Source organism: Herbaspirillum lusitanum (assembly GCF_046025995.1).
GTDB classification, from domain to species: domain Bacteria; phylum Pseudomonadota; class Gammaproteobacteria; order Burkholderiales; family Burkholderiaceae_D; genus Herbaspirillum; species Herbaspirillum lusitanum_A.
Map to the genome: position 1 here is coordinate 600,109 of NZ_JAQQFM010000003.1, position 14,638 is coordinate 614,746.

Consider the following 14,638-nt stretch of genomic DNA (forward strand, 5'->3'; position numbering starts at 1 on the left):
ATCCTTGCTGCCTTGCTACTGATTCAACTGCCGCGAAACGCCGGCGCACGTTTTTCACGGAAGGCGCTGGCGCCTTCCAGATAGTCGTCGCTGAGGCCGAGTTCGCGTTGCGATTGCACTTCCAGGTCCAGTTGCTGCAACAGGCTGTTGCCGGGCGCGGCATACATCGCGCGCTTGGTCAGCGCCAGCGCGCGCGTGGCCGACTGCGCCAGTTGCTGCACCAGTGCGGCGCTGGCGCTATCGAATTCTTCATCCTCCACGCAGCGCCAGATCAGGCCCCATTCGGCGGCTTGCGCTGCGCTGAGTTTTTCATTCAGCATGGCCAGGCCGATGGCGCGCGCCGGGCCCAGCAGTTGCGGCAAAAATTGCGTGCCGCCGCCGTCCGGCATCAGACCGAGTCTGGTAAAACCCTGCACGAAATACGCCGAGCGTTTGGCGATCACGATGTCGCAGGCCAGCACCAGCGAGGCGCCGACGCCCACTGCCAGACCGTTCATGGCGCACATCACCGGCGCAGGCAAGGCGCGCAGGCGCAACACCAGCGGCTTGTAATAGCGCTCCAGCGCTTGACCCATGTCGCGTTTTTGTCCGGCCGGCAGCGGCTTGCGATCGCTCTGATCCTGACCGGCGCAAAAGGCGCGGCCGTTGGCGGTCAGCACCAGCACGCGCAGAGCCGGATCGGCTTCGACGCGATCCAGAAACGCGGCGATGTCGGCATGCATCGCATCGTTCAGGCTGTTCAGCTTGTCGGGCCGGTTGAGCGTGATGGTGGCGACGCCGTCGACGAAGCTGCACAGCACGGCCTCATTGCCGGCGGGAGTGTTCATCCCGGAACTCATGTCGGTGTCCACTTCTGGCTCAGCCGCGCAGATGTGCGCTGGCGCGGGCTTCGATGTCGTGCCAGATTTCGTGCGCCATCGGCGTCTCCGATTCTTCCAGGATGTGGCCGACCAGACCGATGGCGCGCGCCATCACGCCGAAGCCGCGCACGATCTTCCACGGAAAGCCGAATTCGCAGCAGATCGCGCCCAGCGCGCCGGTGGCGTTGATCGGCAGCACCTTGCCGGAGGCACGTTCGGCTTCGGCGCCGATCAGCTTCATCAGAGCGATGTACTTGCCGCTCATGCCGTTGTCTTCTGCGATCTGAAACAGCCGCGGCGTGCGCGGATCGATGGGTTTGTGCAGCGGATGGCCGAGGCCGGGAATGATCTGTTTGCGACCGCGATAGGCGGCCACGGTTTTTTCGGCCAGTTGCTGCAGATCGGGGTTGTCGCCGGCGCTGTCGAAGGCTTCGTACAGCATGCGCGCCGAACCTTCCGTGGTGCCGACGAAGACCGTGCCGAGACCGCACAGGCCGGCTGCCACCGCCGCCTGCAGCGACTCGGGCGCGCCGGCATAGGTCATGCGCGCGGCAATCGCGCTGGGCGTGATGCCGTGCTCCACCAGCGTGATCAGCAGCGCATTGAAGACGCGCGATTGCTCGGGCGTGGCAGTCTTGCCTGTGAGTTGAAAGTAGGCAAAGTCGCCCAGATTCATGTGGCCCAGAATTTCATTGGGCAGATCCTTGCCGCGCACCACGATGCGGTCGGGGGTGCTGTAGGCGATGTCGGAACGGATGCTTGATGTTTTGCCAGTCGTCTTGCCAGTCATGATGTCTCCGGAATGCGTTTCGGGGTTCGGTCTCTGTATCTCTTAGTTCTGTCTGTCGATATCCGGCGTCAGTCGTCGATCTCTGCGCTGCCGTTGCTCAATACGATCTTGTCGCGTTCCAGCGCGCGCGACTGAAAGCGCAGGCGCTTGCCCTCGCGCCAGATTTCGGTACGGATGGTTTCACCCGGATAGACCGGCGCCGAGAAGCGCGTGGCCAGCGAGCGCAGACGTTCCGGCCGGTAATCGCAGCAGGCCTGCAGCAGCGCGTGGCAGGCCACACCATAAGTCGCCAGCCCATGCAGAATCGGCTTCGGGAAACCGGCTTTCTGCGCCGTCTCAGGGTCGGCGTGCAAGGGATTGCGATCAGCCGACAGCCGATAGATCAGTGCCGCCTCCGGCCGCGTCGGCAGATCGCAGATCAGATCGGGCGCGCGCTCCGGCAGCGGACGGTTGTCGCTTGCGGGGGCTTCGTCGCTGGGTTGCCCCAGTTCGCTGAAGCCGCCGTCGCCGCGGCAGAAGCTGGTCTGCTCGGCGGTCGCCAGCAATTCGCCGCTGAGCTTGTCGCGGATCTCGCGTTGCACCACCAGCAGCGCGCCCTTGTCGCGTCCCTTGTCGACCACTGCGATCACGCGCGAATGGCCGGTGACGCAACCAACAGCCGGCAGCGGGCGATGCAAGCTCAGCTTCTGTTCGCCGTGCACCACCTTCAACAGATTGACGCCGGCCTCCGGTACCCCCATCCACAATCCTGGATGCGCCAGAATCACCGCCATGCAAGGCAGGGCCTTCAGATTCTGTTCGTAGACGAACTGCAACTGGCCGGCAGAAGTCGGGTCGGCGCCGACGCCCACGCCCAGCGCATACAACATGCTGTCGTCGGCGTCGTAGCTGTGTTCCAGCACCGGGAAATTCCAGTTCTTCAGCGTGTGATAGTCAATGGCCATGGCAGTCGCAAGGTGTTCGAAGGGAGGGCAAGTTCAGATTCAGATCGGGTCCCACTGGAACACGTCGGCGGAGCGGTCGAGCGCGATGAAGCTGGATTTCAGGGCCGGCATGGCGTGCGCGGCGATGCTCTCCGGCGACCAGCCTTCAGAGCGGTGCACCGAGCGCAGCGGACGCGGCTGGCTCATCAGGAAGATCTCGTTGTTGCGCACCGTGAAGACTTGCGCGTTCACATCTGCCGCCGCATCGCTGGCCAGATACACCGCCAGCGGCGCGATCTTGTCCGGCGTCATCTGCTTGATCTTGTCGACGCGTTCCTGTTGTTCCTGCGTCTTCACCGGGATCGAACTGATCATGCGGCTCCAGGCAAACGGGGCGATGCAGTTGGAGCGCACATTGAATCTCTGCATGTCCAGCGCAATCGATTTCGATAGCGCGGTCAGCCCCAGTTTGGCGGCCGAATAATTGGCTTGCCCCAGATTGCCGATCAGGCCCGAGGTCGAGGTCATGTGCACCAGGCTGCCGGATTCCTGTTCCTTGAAGTGCAGCGCGGCGGCGCGGCTCACGTAGTAGGCGCCGTAGAGATGCACTTTGAGTACGGCATCCCATTCGTCGCCGCTCATCTTGTGGAACAGCGCATCGCGCAGGATGCCGGCGTTGTTGACGATGCTGTCGATGCGACCGAAGGTCTGCACCGCGCAATCGACGATCTTTGCGGCGCCGGCGGCATCGGCCACGCTGTCGGTGCTGGCGACCGCCTGGCCGCCGGCAGCCTTGATTTCTTCCACCACTTGCTGCGCCGGTCCGGCGTTGGCGCCTTCGCCCGAGAGCGAAACGCCGATGTCGTTGACCACCACGCTGGCGCCGTTCTGCGCCAGCATCAGCGCGATCTCGCGGCCGATGCCACCACCGGCGCCGGTGACGATTGCGACTTTTCCATCCATCATTTTTTGTGTGCTCATGGCGCTTTCCTGTGCTGGCGCGCTCGGCATGGACGGACTGCGCCGGGCCGCCCGGGATATTCCGATGGCGGCCTGAGTCCTTGCCGATTGCTTGCTGCGTATTTAAGTCGCTAATTAAGTTGCCAATGCGCCGGCGCTCCGAATGGAGCTGCAGGCCTGTCTCTGTCGTTGTGATTCTGTGTCGATTCGTGGCGAATCTTGTCTGCTCGCTGTCTTGTGGCCGGGGCTGGTGACGATGGATTGTCCGGGCTCCCGTTGCAGCGATGTCCGTATAGTCTGAAAGCGCAGGAGGAGTGTCAAGCGAGCATTTTTAGATGTTCCGTACAACGGAATCAATCAATGCCTTCCATTTTTCCGAAGTCGAGGCTTTCGTTGCGCGCAGGCATCTTGCAGTGCAAGGCAGACAGGCGCGGCTTGCTTGTCCTACCTCTGTAAAGCCTTGTTGATCGGGGCTTTGCGAGGCAGCACGCGGATTTAATTTTGGCGAAAAATCCCTCGTGCGCTGCAACATGGCCGTTCGCTTTTCAAAACATATTTGTAAATTCCATTGTACGGAACATAAAATACACAGCGATTGACCGTCGTTTGTGGCTGCCGCATCTTGCTGCTACAGGCTCAGAAAAAACTGAGCCGGCAAGTCCACACAACACCAGACAACACTGATGTGCGCTCTCAAAACGAATCCGCGAACATGCTCAGTCATGATTTGCAGACAGGCGCACCGACCAGGAGACCGAGTGCATTTTCATCCCGCCCCGCGCATGCTGCATGCGCTCATTTCGTTCACGCATGAACACCGCGCCGCGTAAGCCTGCGCGCCGCGCCAGAGATGTGCGCATCGTGCTGCGCGCGCCGAATCCGCCGGATTTTCCGAGTCCCGAACGTCATGAGTCGCGCACCCAGCCGATCAAGCCGGTCGAGCGCGGTTTCGCGGTGCTGGATGCATTTCTCGGCGAGGCCGACTGGCTCGCCAATCAGGACATCGCCACCCGCACCAGCCTGCCCAAGGCCACCGTCTCGCGCCTGTCGCAGACGCTGACGCAGCTCGGCTACCTGACCTATTGCGAACGCCGCCGCAAATATCGGCTGGCGGTGTCGGTGCTGAGCCTGGGCTATGCCGCCAATGTCGATACCGACGTCATGCAGCAGGCGCGGCCGCTGATGCAGAAAATGGCCGACGACAACGGCGTGTTCGTGGCGCTGGCCGGGCGCGACGGACTGGACATGATCCTGTTCGAGAACTGCCACAGCGCCTCCAATCCGGCCACGGTCGGACTGGGCGTCGGCGAGCACATGCCGATGGCGGCCTCGCCGGTGGGCTGGGCCTTGCTGTCTTGCCTGCATCAGAACGAACGCAGCTATCTGCTGGACCACATGCGGCCGTATCACAAGCGCGATGAGTGGATGGCGGTGCGGCAGAAGATCACCGAGGCGGAGGCGCAGATCGCCGACAAATCCTTTTGCGTGTCGACCGGCGACTGGGGCCCCGACATCACGGTGGTGGCCGCGCCGCTCAAACTGCAGGACCGCATGCCCATGGTGCTGCTCTGCGCCGGGCTGGCGAAAACCCTGAGCAAGGCGCGCATCGAGCAGACCGCCGGCCCGCAGATGCTGGCGCTGACTCAGCAGTTGCAGGAGATGGAGGCCAGACGTGCTCAAGGCTGACAAGAATGCGGCGATCGGAGCCATCGGGGCCGCCGGCGCGCGCAAGCGCGTCGCCGACGTGCCGCCCTCACGTGGCGACGATCGCGCGGTGCAGCGCATGGCGGCCGGCATATCGACCGGCACCGCATCGGTGCCGGATGTGGCCGGCGACGATGCCGGCGATGACTCTGTCACCGCGACGCACACGCTGGAGCGCGCGCTCAAATTGCTCAAGGTGTTTTACGGCAGTTCCAAACCGCTTGCGCATTCCGAACTGGTGCGCCGCACCGGCTATTCCAAGGCCTCGGTTTCACGCCTGGCGGCGACGCTGGTGTCGCTGGGTTATCTGAACCGCGCACCCGATGGCGTGCGCGTGCAGATCGGCGTGCGCGGCTTGCGGCTGGGGCAGAAATATCTGGTCAATAGCCCCTTGCCGGAGATCGCACGGCCGGTGATGCAGGCCTTTGCCGACAAGTACGACATGTCGGTCGGCCTGGCGATGGCCGATCAGCTCGACATGATCTACGTCCAGTACTGCAACAGCAGCAAGATCGCGACGCTGCGGCTGGGCGTGGGGCGCGCGGTGCCGATGGCGCTCAGCTCCATCGGCCGCGCCTATGTGTGGGCACAGCCACCCGAGTTGCGACAACGATTATTGTTCGGCATCTGGAAGAAAAGCGGTGCGCACGGGCCGCAGGTGGTGGCCAAGATGGAGCGCGCTTTCGGCGATCTGGATACGCACGGCTACTGTCTGGCGGCCGGTGAATATCAGCGCGATACCTTCGCGGTGAGCGTGCCGCTGGCGGTCGGCAATCCGCCGCTGCAGATGGGGCTCAACTGCAGCGCGGTGGGGCCGATTCCCGATCGCGTGATGATCCGCGACGAGCTGGCGCCGGCGCTCATGAAGATGGCGCGGCTGCTGACGCTGGAACTGGAAAACGAGGACAGCTCGCTGTTCTGAGCAGCGCCTTTTTTAGTGCCTTCTTCAGGCTTCCTGCAGCAGCGCGCGCATGCGCTGTTCCATCCATTGCGCGGCGGCCGGCGGCGTTTGTCCGTGCAGCGCCAGCATGCGCACCGACAGCCGCGGTAGTACCAGATCCGAGCAGGGCAGCTCCTGCAAATTTTCATACTCCGCGATATTGATCGGCAGAATGGCCCAGCCCAGCATGTCGACCACCATGGCGGCAATCACATACACACTGTTTGAACGCCATACCGCCGGGCTCAGCAGCAGATCGGCGAAGTCGTCGATCTGCGTGACCAGTTGCCGGTGCTGCGCCAGCTCGGTGCGGCTGACCGAAGCCAGCAGGCTCAGCGCATGGCCGCGCGCCGCAAACAAGCCCTGCTGCACGCTGCCCACATGTTTTTGCGAGAGCGAAGACGCGACTTCGCCGCGATCGAACTGAAACGCCAGATCGGCGCGCCGGCGCAATACAAAGTCGGCCACTTCGGCGGCCGAACCGTTCAGCAGCGACAATTCCAGCGCCGGAAAACGCAGCGCCAGTTCCCGCAGCAAGCGCGCCACGGCGGGATAGGGCAGGGCTTCATCCACGGCCAGCGTCAGCCGCGCCGCTTCGCCGCCGGCGAAGGATTGCGCGCGCTGGTTCAGGCCCTGCGCCTGACGCAGAAATTCGCGCGCTTCCAGCAGCATCACCTCGCCCACCGGCGTCAGTTTGATGTTGCGACCCGAGCGATCGAACAACGCCACGCCGAGATCCACCTCCAGCAGCGCGATGGCCGAGCTGACCGCCGACTGCGCCTTGCCCTGACGGCGCGCCGCAGCCGAGATCGAGCCGGCATCGACGGCCGCCACGAATTGCCTTAACTGATCGAGAGTCCATTCCATCTATCTATTATTAAGATGGATTCCAACTTTTATCAACTAAAAAACAGGTGGATACTGCTGACTATGCTGTTGCATCTTTTTTTGCATCGGTTTCTTTATCCCACTTTTTGCCCGGCCGAGCGCCCCTGCGACGCTCGCTTCTTTTATGCATACCCTCAATTTTTCTTCGCTGGCCTTTGGCTGGCAGCGCGACACCTCGCGTTTGCAAGCGCTGATCGATCTGTTTCTGGCCAATGGCGATCATCGCTATATTTCCCATTCCGAACTGCAAAGCGGGCGGGCCTTGTCGCCGGCGTCATGGGCGCCGGATCTGCCGCAGATACTGCGCGCAGAACTGTCGGCGGCACTGGCGCCCGCAAGCGAACCGCCTGAAAATCCGGCGCCGATGATCGCCGTCGCCACCCTGGATCAACGCGTACTGGCGATGGCCCTCGTCAGCATCGAACGTCCTGCGGCAGCCCGGGCGTTTGCCACGCTGGAAGACTTGCTGGTGCATCCCGAGGCGCGCGGCGCCGGGGTCGGCAGCCGGCTGCTCGAATGGCTGTTTGCGGAACTGAAAGCGCGCGCCATTCATCGCCTGTTTCTGGAGAGCGGCATGGCCAATGCCGAGGCGCATGCCTTCTTCGGGCGCCACGGTTTCCACACGGTCTCGGTGGTGATGATGCGGGAGGAGCCCTCATGCTGAATCAAGTCACCAGACAAGCTGCCGTTTCGCTCACGCGCGAGTTGCCCTCGCGTCAGCGCTGGCTGGTGCTGGCGATTGTGTCGGTGGCGCTGCTGCTGATCGTGATCGACATGACCGTGCTCTACACCGCCTTGCCGCGACTGACGGTGGAACTCTCCGCATCGGCCTCGGCCAAGCTATGGATCCTCAACATCTATGCGCTGATCGTCTCCGGCCTGCTGCCCGGCATGGGCACGCTGGGCGATCGCGTCGGTCACAAACGCCTGTTCCTGTGCGGCTTGAGCATTTTCGGTCTGGCCTCGCTCGGCGCCGCCTGTTCCGCTTCGCCGGCGATGCTGATTGCCTTTCGCGCCTTGCTGGCGGTCGGCGCCGCCACCATGATGCCGGCCACCTTGTCCATCATTCGTCTGACTTTTGCCGACGACCGCGAACGCGCCATGGCCATCGGCGTGTGGGCGGCCGTCGCATCCGGCGGTGCTGCGTTGGGGCCGGTGATCGGCGGTCTGTTGCTGGAGCATTTCTGGTGGGGTTCGGTATTCCTGATCAACGTGCCCATCGTGCTGGCGGCGCTGCTGTGCGGGTGGCTGCTGCTGCCGGCCTCGACGCCGGGCGCAGACCGCCCATGGGACTGGATAGCATCCTTGCAGGCCATGCTGGGGCTGATCTGCACTGCTTACGCCTTCAAGGAACTGGCGCGCATCCATCCGGACTGGCAAGCCTTTGCGCTGGCGCTGGCCGGCGGTGTGGCCGGCCTGTCGCTGTTCGTGCGGCGGCAGTTGCGCAGCGCGTATCCGCTGATCGATCTGGCGCTGTTTCGCAATCGCATGTTCAGCGGCGCAGTGATCTCGGCCATCGTTGCCGCCGCCGCCATGTTCGGCATGGAACTGCTGTTCAGTCAGCGCCTGCAACTGGTGCTGGATATGTCGCCCTTGGAAGCCGGTCTGTTCATGTTGCCGCTGCCGCTGGCGGCCTTTGTCGCCGGCCCGCTGTGCGGCAGGTTGCTGGCGCGCATGCCGGCGCTGAAATTGCTGTCGTTGTCGCTGTTCGTCTCCGGCATCGGCATGGGCGCGTATTTGTTGGCCTACCAGGCCGCGGCCAGTCTGCAACTGCTCAGTCTGGCGCTGCTGGGCGCCGGCCTGGGGGCGACGGTGACGGTGGCCTCGTCCCTGATCCTGCAAAGCGCGCCGGCCGAACGCGCCGGCATGGCGGCATCGGTGGAAGAAGTGTCGTATGAGTTGGGCAGCGCCATCGGCGTCACGCTGATGAGCTGCATCGTTTCCGTGGTCTACGCGGCGCGGCTGGAGTTGCCGCTGCAAGGCGTGCCGGCTAGCGCAGGCGATAGTCTGGATGCGGCCTTGCTGGTTGCTGCAGAATTGCCGTCAGGGCTGGGCGTGCAGCTGACGATGGCGGCGCGCGACGCCTTCGATCAGGGCTTTGTGATTGCGCTGGCGGCTGCCACGGTGTTGTTGCTGGCGACGGCCTGGCTGGTCAGGCAGCGCCGTCGCAACTGATGCGCCCGGCCGGCGGGTTTATTGCACGCCGGCCTTGCTGCGCGCGCTGGGGGACTTGGTTTTGACTGCGTTTTTTACGGCGGCTTTGACCGTGCTCTTGCCGGTCCGGGCGTTGATTTTTCCTTCCAGATTCCCGCCCTTGTAAGGCACGCGCCCCGAAGGCACCAGCACCGAGGCGCTCTGCACATGGCCTTCCTGATCGTCGAAGAACATGTGGGCGCCGAAGGCTTGCAGCACTTCCGCCTTCTTCAGGCCGCCGAGGAAAAACGCTTCGTCGACATTCACATCCCAGGTGCGCAAGGTGTGAATCACACGCTGATGCGCCGGACTGTTGCGTGCGGTGACGATGGCGATGCGCACCGGGCAGGTGGCCGGCGTGAACTGTTTCTGAATCGCCGACAGCGCCAGCAGCAGCTTGGCGAACGGGCCTTCCTTCATGGCTTTCTTGCGGTGCCGCTGCTCGTGGCGGGTGAAGGCTTCCAGCCCCTTCTCGGCGAAGATGCGTTCCGACTCGGCCGAGAACAGCACGGCGTCGCCGTCGAAGGCGATGCGGATCTGATTTTCCGGCGCAATGTATTCGGTGGGGGCGGTGTACAACTGCGCCGCTGCCACGCCGCCGTCGATGGCGTCCTGCACGTCGCCGGTATCGCGCGACAGAAACAGATCGATCTTGAAGGCTTGCAGATAAGGCGCAATCGAGCCGCCGCCGGTGAAGGCGGCACGGCTGATGTCGAGCTTGTGCGACTCGATCGCGTTGAAGGCGCGCAGGCCGGTATCCGGCGTGTTGCGTGAGATGACCACTACTTCCACCAGACGCCGTTCGGGAATCAGATCGTTCAGCTTCAGCAGCGCCTTCACCAGCGGAAACGCGGTGCCGGGCGTGAGTGCATCATTCTCATGTTCACGCTGGTAGCTGGAGTAGGCCTCCACGCCTTGCTGATCGAAGATGAGATTTTCGGCCTCAAGATCGAACAGGGCGCGCGATGAAATTCCGATGACGAGTTTGTCTGAGAGATCGTAGGGCATGGAGGCTGAATCAAACTGAGTGGAACTGCGGATTGAACATCGAAAAAGAGGGCGCCTGAGCGCGCCGCACAGTGTGCCATATTTCAGCCTCGGCCTAGGCTTGGGCGTCGGTCTGGGCGACGACGTGAATCACCGCGCGGCTACTGCCTTTATCCATCGGCGATCCTCCGATTTGCTGATTAGGCAGCTTGCCGATCCTGTCGGAGGGGCACTCCAAACAGCCTGGAACGCTGTATTCTCAGCCTTTTCTGGCCGGTGTGCGAGGCCGCAAGCCGCGTTTTGCGATATTTGCTTTCTGTCCAATCCCGCAAAACCCCCATCTCCCTGCATGAAATTGCGCCTAATATCGTCCAATTGCATTCAAATGCGTTTAAACCGACTTGTTTCTCCCGGTCAATAAGAAAAATCGGATTGCGGCTCCCGAAATAAATTTGTATGATGACCGGATAACTTTATAACGACGAGACACTCCATGTTTCAGAAAATCCCTACGCAGGCGCTGAGCGACACGGTCGCGCGGCAACTGCTCGAGAAGATCGACGCGGGCGCATTTTCCAGAGGCAGCAAATTACCTACCGAAGTGGTGTTGGCGCAGGAATTCGGCGTCAGTCGCACCGTCGTGCGGGAGGCGATTTCCAAGCTTAAACATGAGGGTGTGGTCGAGCCTCGTCAGGGCAGCGGCGTTTTCATTACCGAGCAGGCCGGCATCAAACCGCTGCGCATCGACTACGCCGAAGTCAGTTCGCCGGAAGCGGTGCTGCAAATCGTTGAACTGCGCCGTGCCATTGAAGCCGAAGTGGCGGCGCAGGCGGCCAAGCGCCGTACCGATGACGACATGCGCGCCATCGAGGAAGCGCTGGCGCGTATCGGCCAGGATGTGAAGCAGGGCGGCGACGGCGTCGCCGCAGATGTGGAGTTTCATCGCGCGCTGGCCAGCGCCACGCGCAATCCCTACTTCATCAAGACGCTGGAGTTTCTGAGCCAGTATCTGGAAGTGGCGACGGCGGTGACGCGCGGCAACGAAGCGCGCTACGAAGATTTTTCGCGCCAGGTGCGTGAAGAGCATGAGGCGATCGTCGCGGCGATTCGCGCCGGCGATGAAATGGCGGCGCGCAGCGCGGCGCAGAACCACATGTTCAACGCGGCGCGACGGCTGAGCCAGGGGCAGAACTGATGCGGTCCGGGCAGGGCCATAGATGATAGAGAACAGCAGCACAGTACAAGCAAGATCGGAAACAGGAATTCTGTTCAGTGCGGCATGCAGCAAGCCGTCGCGGACAGCACGCAATATCAACCAGATGCAGCTGCGGCCACAATGAATGAAGCATTGGGCCGGCGCATCAATTCAGTGGAGACAATATGTCTAAGAATGTCGGTGTGATCGGTTTGGGTGCAATGGGTCTGGGCGTAGCACGCTCCCTGCTGCGCGCGGGTTTCAATGTGCACGCCTGCGACGTGCGCAAGGAAGTGCTGGAAAAGTTCGCGGCTGAAGGCGGCGTGGCGTGCTCCAGCCCGGCGGAGATGGGCAAGGCGGTCGATGTGCTGATCACGCTGGTGGTCAATGCGGCACAAACCGAGACTGTTCTGTTCGGCGACAACGGCGCGGTATCGACCCTCAAGCCCGGCAGCGTGGTGATTTCGAGCGCCACCGTGGCGCCGGATTTCGCGGTGGAACTGGGCCAGCGTCTGGCCGAAAAGAATCTGCTGTTGCTGGACGCGCCGGTTTCCGGCGGCGCCGCACGCGCTGCTTCGGGCGAAATGACCATGATGACTTCCGGCCCCGCCGACGTCTACGCCAAGATCGAAGACGTGCTCAAGGGCATGGCCGGCAAGGTCTACCGTCTGGGCGACGCGCACGGCATCGGCTCCAAGGTCAAGATCATCAATCAGTTGCTGGCCGGCGTGCACATTGCCGCTTCGGCTGAAGCCATGGCGCTGGGTCTGCGCGAAGGCGTCAATCCCGATGCGCTGTACGACGTCATCACCCACAGCGCCGGCAATTCCTGGATGTTTGAAAACCGCGTGCCGCACATCCTGAACGGCGACTATACCCCGCTGTCGGCGGTCGATATTTTCGTCAAGGATCTGGGCCTGGTACTCGATACCGCACGCCGCAGCAAATTCCCGCTGCCGCTGTCGGCCGCTGCGCATCAGATGTTCATGATGGCTTCGACCGCCGGTCACGGTGGTGAAGACGACTCGGCCGTCATCAAGATTTTCCCGGGTATCGAACTGCCTGCAGCGAAGTCCGCCAAGTAATTCAGGCCGCCACTTTTTCGATACGACAGCACACAGATCCGGAGCTATTCATGTCTCAGTCCAAACCTTTGCTTGGTTGCATCGCCGATGATTTCACCGGCGCCACCGACCTCGCCAACATGCTGGTGCGCGGTGGTATGCGTACCGTGCAGACCATCGGCATTCCTGCTGAAATTCCATCCGTGGCCGCCGATGCGCTGGTCATCGCGCTCAAGTCGCGCACTATTCCCGCCGCCGAAGCCATCGAGCAATCGCTGGCCGCGCTGCGCTGGCTACAGCAGCAGGGCTGCACGCAATTCTTCTTCAAGTATTGCTCCACCTTCGACTCCACCGACGCCGGCAATATCGGCCAGGTGACCGACGCACTGCTGAAAGAACTGGGCGCGGACTTCACGATTGCCTGCCCGGCCTTCCCGGAAAATGGCCGCACCATCTATCGCGGCTACCTGTTCGTGGCCGATGCGCTGCTCAACGAATCCGGCATGGAAAACCATCCGCTGACGCCGATGACCGACGCCAGCCTGGTGCGCGTGCTGCAGCGTCAGACCGAATCCAAGGTGGGTCTGGTGCGTTACGACACCGTGGCCAAGGGCGCGGCTGCGATTGAAGAACGCTTCACCGCCTTGCGCGGCGAAGGCGTGAAGATGGCGATCACCGATGCGGTGTCCGACAAGGATCTGTTCACGCTGGGCGAAGCCTGCGCCGGACTGAAACTGATCACCGGCGGTTCCGGCATTGCGCTCGGCCTGCCTGAGAATTTCCGTCGCGCCGGTCTGCTGCACGCCAGCGCCGAAGCCGCGCAACTGCCCAAAGTCAACGGCCTGTCGGTCGTGCTGGCCGGTAGCGCCTCAAAGGCGACCAACGCCCAGGTGGCGGAGTGGAACGCCAAGCATCCTTCTTATCGCATCGATCCGCTGGCGCTCGCGCGCGGCGAAAAGATCGTCGATCAGGCGCTGGCCTTTGCCGATCAGCACATCAAGCAAGAACCGGTGCTGATCTACGCCACCGCCACGCCGGATGAAGTCAAGGCAGTCCAGAAAGAACTGGGCGTCGCCAAGGCCGGCCATCTGGTCGAACAGGCGCTGGCCGATATCGCGGCCGGTCTGCATCAGCGCGGCGTGCGTCAGTTCGTGGTGGCCGGCGGCGAGACCTCCGGTGCGGTGGTACAGGCGCTCAACGTGCGCGCCCTGCGCATCGGACCTCAGATCGATCCGGGCGTGCCGGCGACTGCCACGCTGGATGCGGAACCGATTGCGCTGGCGCTGAAGTCGGGCAATTTCGGCAGCGTCGATTTCTTTGAAAAGGCGCTGCGCTATCTGGACGGCAAGGTGCCTGCATGAGTGTGGAAGCCAAACTGCGCGAAGAAATCTGCCGCATCGGCGCTTCGCTTTATCAGCGCGGCTACACCGTCGGCTCGGCCGGCAACATCAGCGCGCGGCTGGACGACGGCTGGCTGATCACGCCGACCGACGCCTGCCTGGGTTTTCTCGATCCGGCTGACATCGCCAAGGTCGACAAGGACGGCAACTGGGTCTCCGGCGCCAAGCCGTCCAAGACCCTGGTGCTGCACCGCGCGGTGTACGACAACAATCCTGAAATGCATGCCGTGGTGCACACGCATTCCTCGCATCTGGTGGCGCTGACCATCAACGGCGTCTGGAAGCAGGATGATGTGCTGCCGCCGATCACGCCGTATTACGTGATGAAAGTCGGCCACATTCCGCTGATTCCGTATGCCCGCCCCGGTGCGCCCGAAGTGGCGGCGCAGGTGGCAAAGATCGCTACTCAGGTACGCGGCGTGCTGCTGGAGCGGCTGGGCCCTGTGGTATGGGAAAGCTCGGTCTCCAAAGCTGCCTTCGCTCTGGAAGAACTGGAAGAAACCGCCAAGCTGTGGCATCTGTCCGGCGGCCGTGCAAGCGGGCTGGAACAGCCTGCGCTCAATGAGCTGAAAGAAGTATTCAAGGCCAGCTGGTAATCGGCTTTCAAGCCCGTCAATTGAAACCATGATCGTGGCGCCGCAAAGTGTTAGCGGCGCCACGATTTGTATGTATTGCCGTGGGGGGGGGGGGGGGGGGGGGGGGGCCTGGGGGGGGGGGGGGGGGGGGGGGGGGGG

14 protein-coding genes are annotated in these 14,638 nt (G+C 62.8%); 8 read left to right on the forward strand and 6 right to left on the reverse strand.

What is annotated here, in order from left to right; all coding sequences use genetic code 11:
• Nucleotides 1-23: 23 nt before the first annotated feature.
• The 4 genes from paaG to PQR62_RS08580 form a co-directional block, all read right to left on the reverse strand.
• On the reverse strand, nt 24-827 hold the full coding sequence (gene paaG, locus PQR62_RS08565; protein WP_408156814.1) for a 2-(1,2-epoxy-1,2-dihydrophenyl)acetyl-CoA isomerase PaaG: 804 nt from the start codon (nt 825-827) through the stop codon (nt 24-26).
• A 31-nt stretch (nt 828-858) separates the two neighbouring features.
• Nucleotides 859-1,650, reverse strand: coding sequence for a citryl-CoA lyase (locus PQR62_RS08570; protein WP_408156816.1), 792 nt, complete (start codon nt 1,648-1,650; stop codon nt 859-861).
• Between the two features lie 68 nt (nt 1,651-1,718).
• Nucleotides 1,719-2,594 (reverse strand): MaoC/PaaZ C-terminal domain-containing protein, encoded by an 876-nt coding sequence (locus tag PQR62_RS08575; RefSeq protein WP_408156818.1) that lies wholly within the window; start codon nt 2,592-2,594, stop codon nt 1,719-1,721.
• Nucleotides 2,595-2,633: 39 nt separating this feature from the next.
• Entirely contained in the window at nt 2,634-3,539 is a 906-nt protein-coding gene (locus PQR62_RS08580) for an SDR family NAD(P)-dependent oxidoreductase (protein ID WP_408156880.1), read from the reverse strand.
• 783 nt (nt 3,540-4,322) lie between these two features.
• On the opposite strand from PQR62_RS08580, the gene PQR62_RS08585 reads away from it, so the two are divergent.
• Both PQR62_RS08585 and PQR62_RS08590 read left to right on the forward strand, forming a co-directional pair.
• A complete protein-coding gene (locus PQR62_RS08585) occupies nt 4,323-5,219 on the forward strand; it encodes an IclR family transcriptional regulator (protein WP_408156820.1) in 897 nt (298 codons plus the stop codon).
• Nucleotides 5,206-6,159, forward strand: coding sequence for an IclR family transcriptional regulator (locus PQR62_RS08590; RefSeq protein WP_408156822.1), 954 nt, complete (start codon nt 5,206-5,208; stop codon nt 6,157-6,159). The genes PQR62_RS08585 and PQR62_RS08590 overlap by 14 nt, the downstream gene beginning before the upstream one ends.
• A 24-nt stretch (nt 6,160-6,183) precedes the next feature.
• Here PQR62_RS08590 and PQR62_RS08595 read toward each other — a convergent pair whose 3' ends face one another.
• On the reverse strand, nt 6,184-7,044 hold the full coding sequence (locus tag PQR62_RS08595) for a LysR family transcriptional regulator (protein ID WP_408156824.1): 861 nt from the start codon (nt 7,042-7,044) through the stop codon (nt 6,184-6,186).
• Between the two features lie 145 nt (nt 7,045-7,189).
• Between PQR62_RS08595 and PQR62_RS08600 the strand changes: the two genes are divergently transcribed.
• On the forward strand, nt 7,190-7,729 hold the full coding sequence (locus PQR62_RS08600; protein ID WP_408156826.1) for a GNAT family N-acetyltransferase: 540 nt from the start codon (nt 7,190-7,192) through the stop codon (nt 7,727-7,729).
• Complete coding sequence (locus PQR62_RS08605; protein ID WP_408156827.1) at nt 7,723-9,240, forward strand: MFS transporter; 1,518 nt, start codon at nt 7,723-7,725, stop codon at nt 9,238-9,240. The genes PQR62_RS08600 and PQR62_RS08605 overlap by 7 nt, the downstream gene beginning before the upstream one ends.
• Nucleotides 9,241-9,258: 18 nt before the next feature.
• Here PQR62_RS08605 and PQR62_RS08610 read toward each other — a convergent pair whose 3' ends face one another.
• Nucleotides 9,259-10,266, reverse strand: coding sequence for a 5'-nucleotidase (locus PQR62_RS08610; RefSeq protein ID WP_408156829.1), 1,008 nt, complete (start codon nt 10,264-10,266; stop codon nt 9,259-9,261).
• 472 nt (nt 10,267-10,738) lie between these two features.
• Between PQR62_RS08610 and PQR62_RS08615 the strand changes: the two genes are divergently transcribed.
• The 4 genes from PQR62_RS08615 (at nt 10,739) to otnC (ending at nt 14,500) form a co-directional block, all read left to right on the forward strand.
• Complete coding sequence (locus tag PQR62_RS08615) at nt 10,739-11,440, forward strand: FadR/GntR family transcriptional regulator (RefSeq protein WP_408156830.1); 702 nt, start codon at nt 10,739-10,741, stop codon at nt 11,438-11,440.
• Between the two features lie 185 nt (nt 11,441-11,625).
• Entirely contained in the window at nt 11,626-12,525 is a 900-nt protein-coding gene (gene ltnD, locus PQR62_RS08620; protein WP_408156832.1) for an L-threonate dehydrogenase, read from the forward strand.
• A gap of 50 nt (nt 12,526-12,575) precedes the next feature.
• Nucleotides 12,576-13,865 carry a 3-oxo-tetronate kinase gene (gene otnK, locus PQR62_RS08625; RefSeq protein ID WP_408156834.1) on the forward strand — a complete coding sequence of 430 codons (1,290 nt, stop codon included), beginning with the start codon at nt 12,576-12,578 and terminating at the stop codon, nt 13,863-13,865.
• Nucleotides 13,862-14,500, forward strand: coding sequence for a 3-oxo-tetronate 4-phosphate decarboxylase (otnC, locus tag PQR62_RS08630; protein ID WP_408156836.1), 639 nt, complete (start codon nt 13,862-13,864; stop codon nt 14,498-14,500). Before otnK ends, otnC begins: the two co-directional genes overlap by 4 nt.
• The last annotated feature ends 138 nt before the right edge of the window (nt 14,501-14,638 follow it).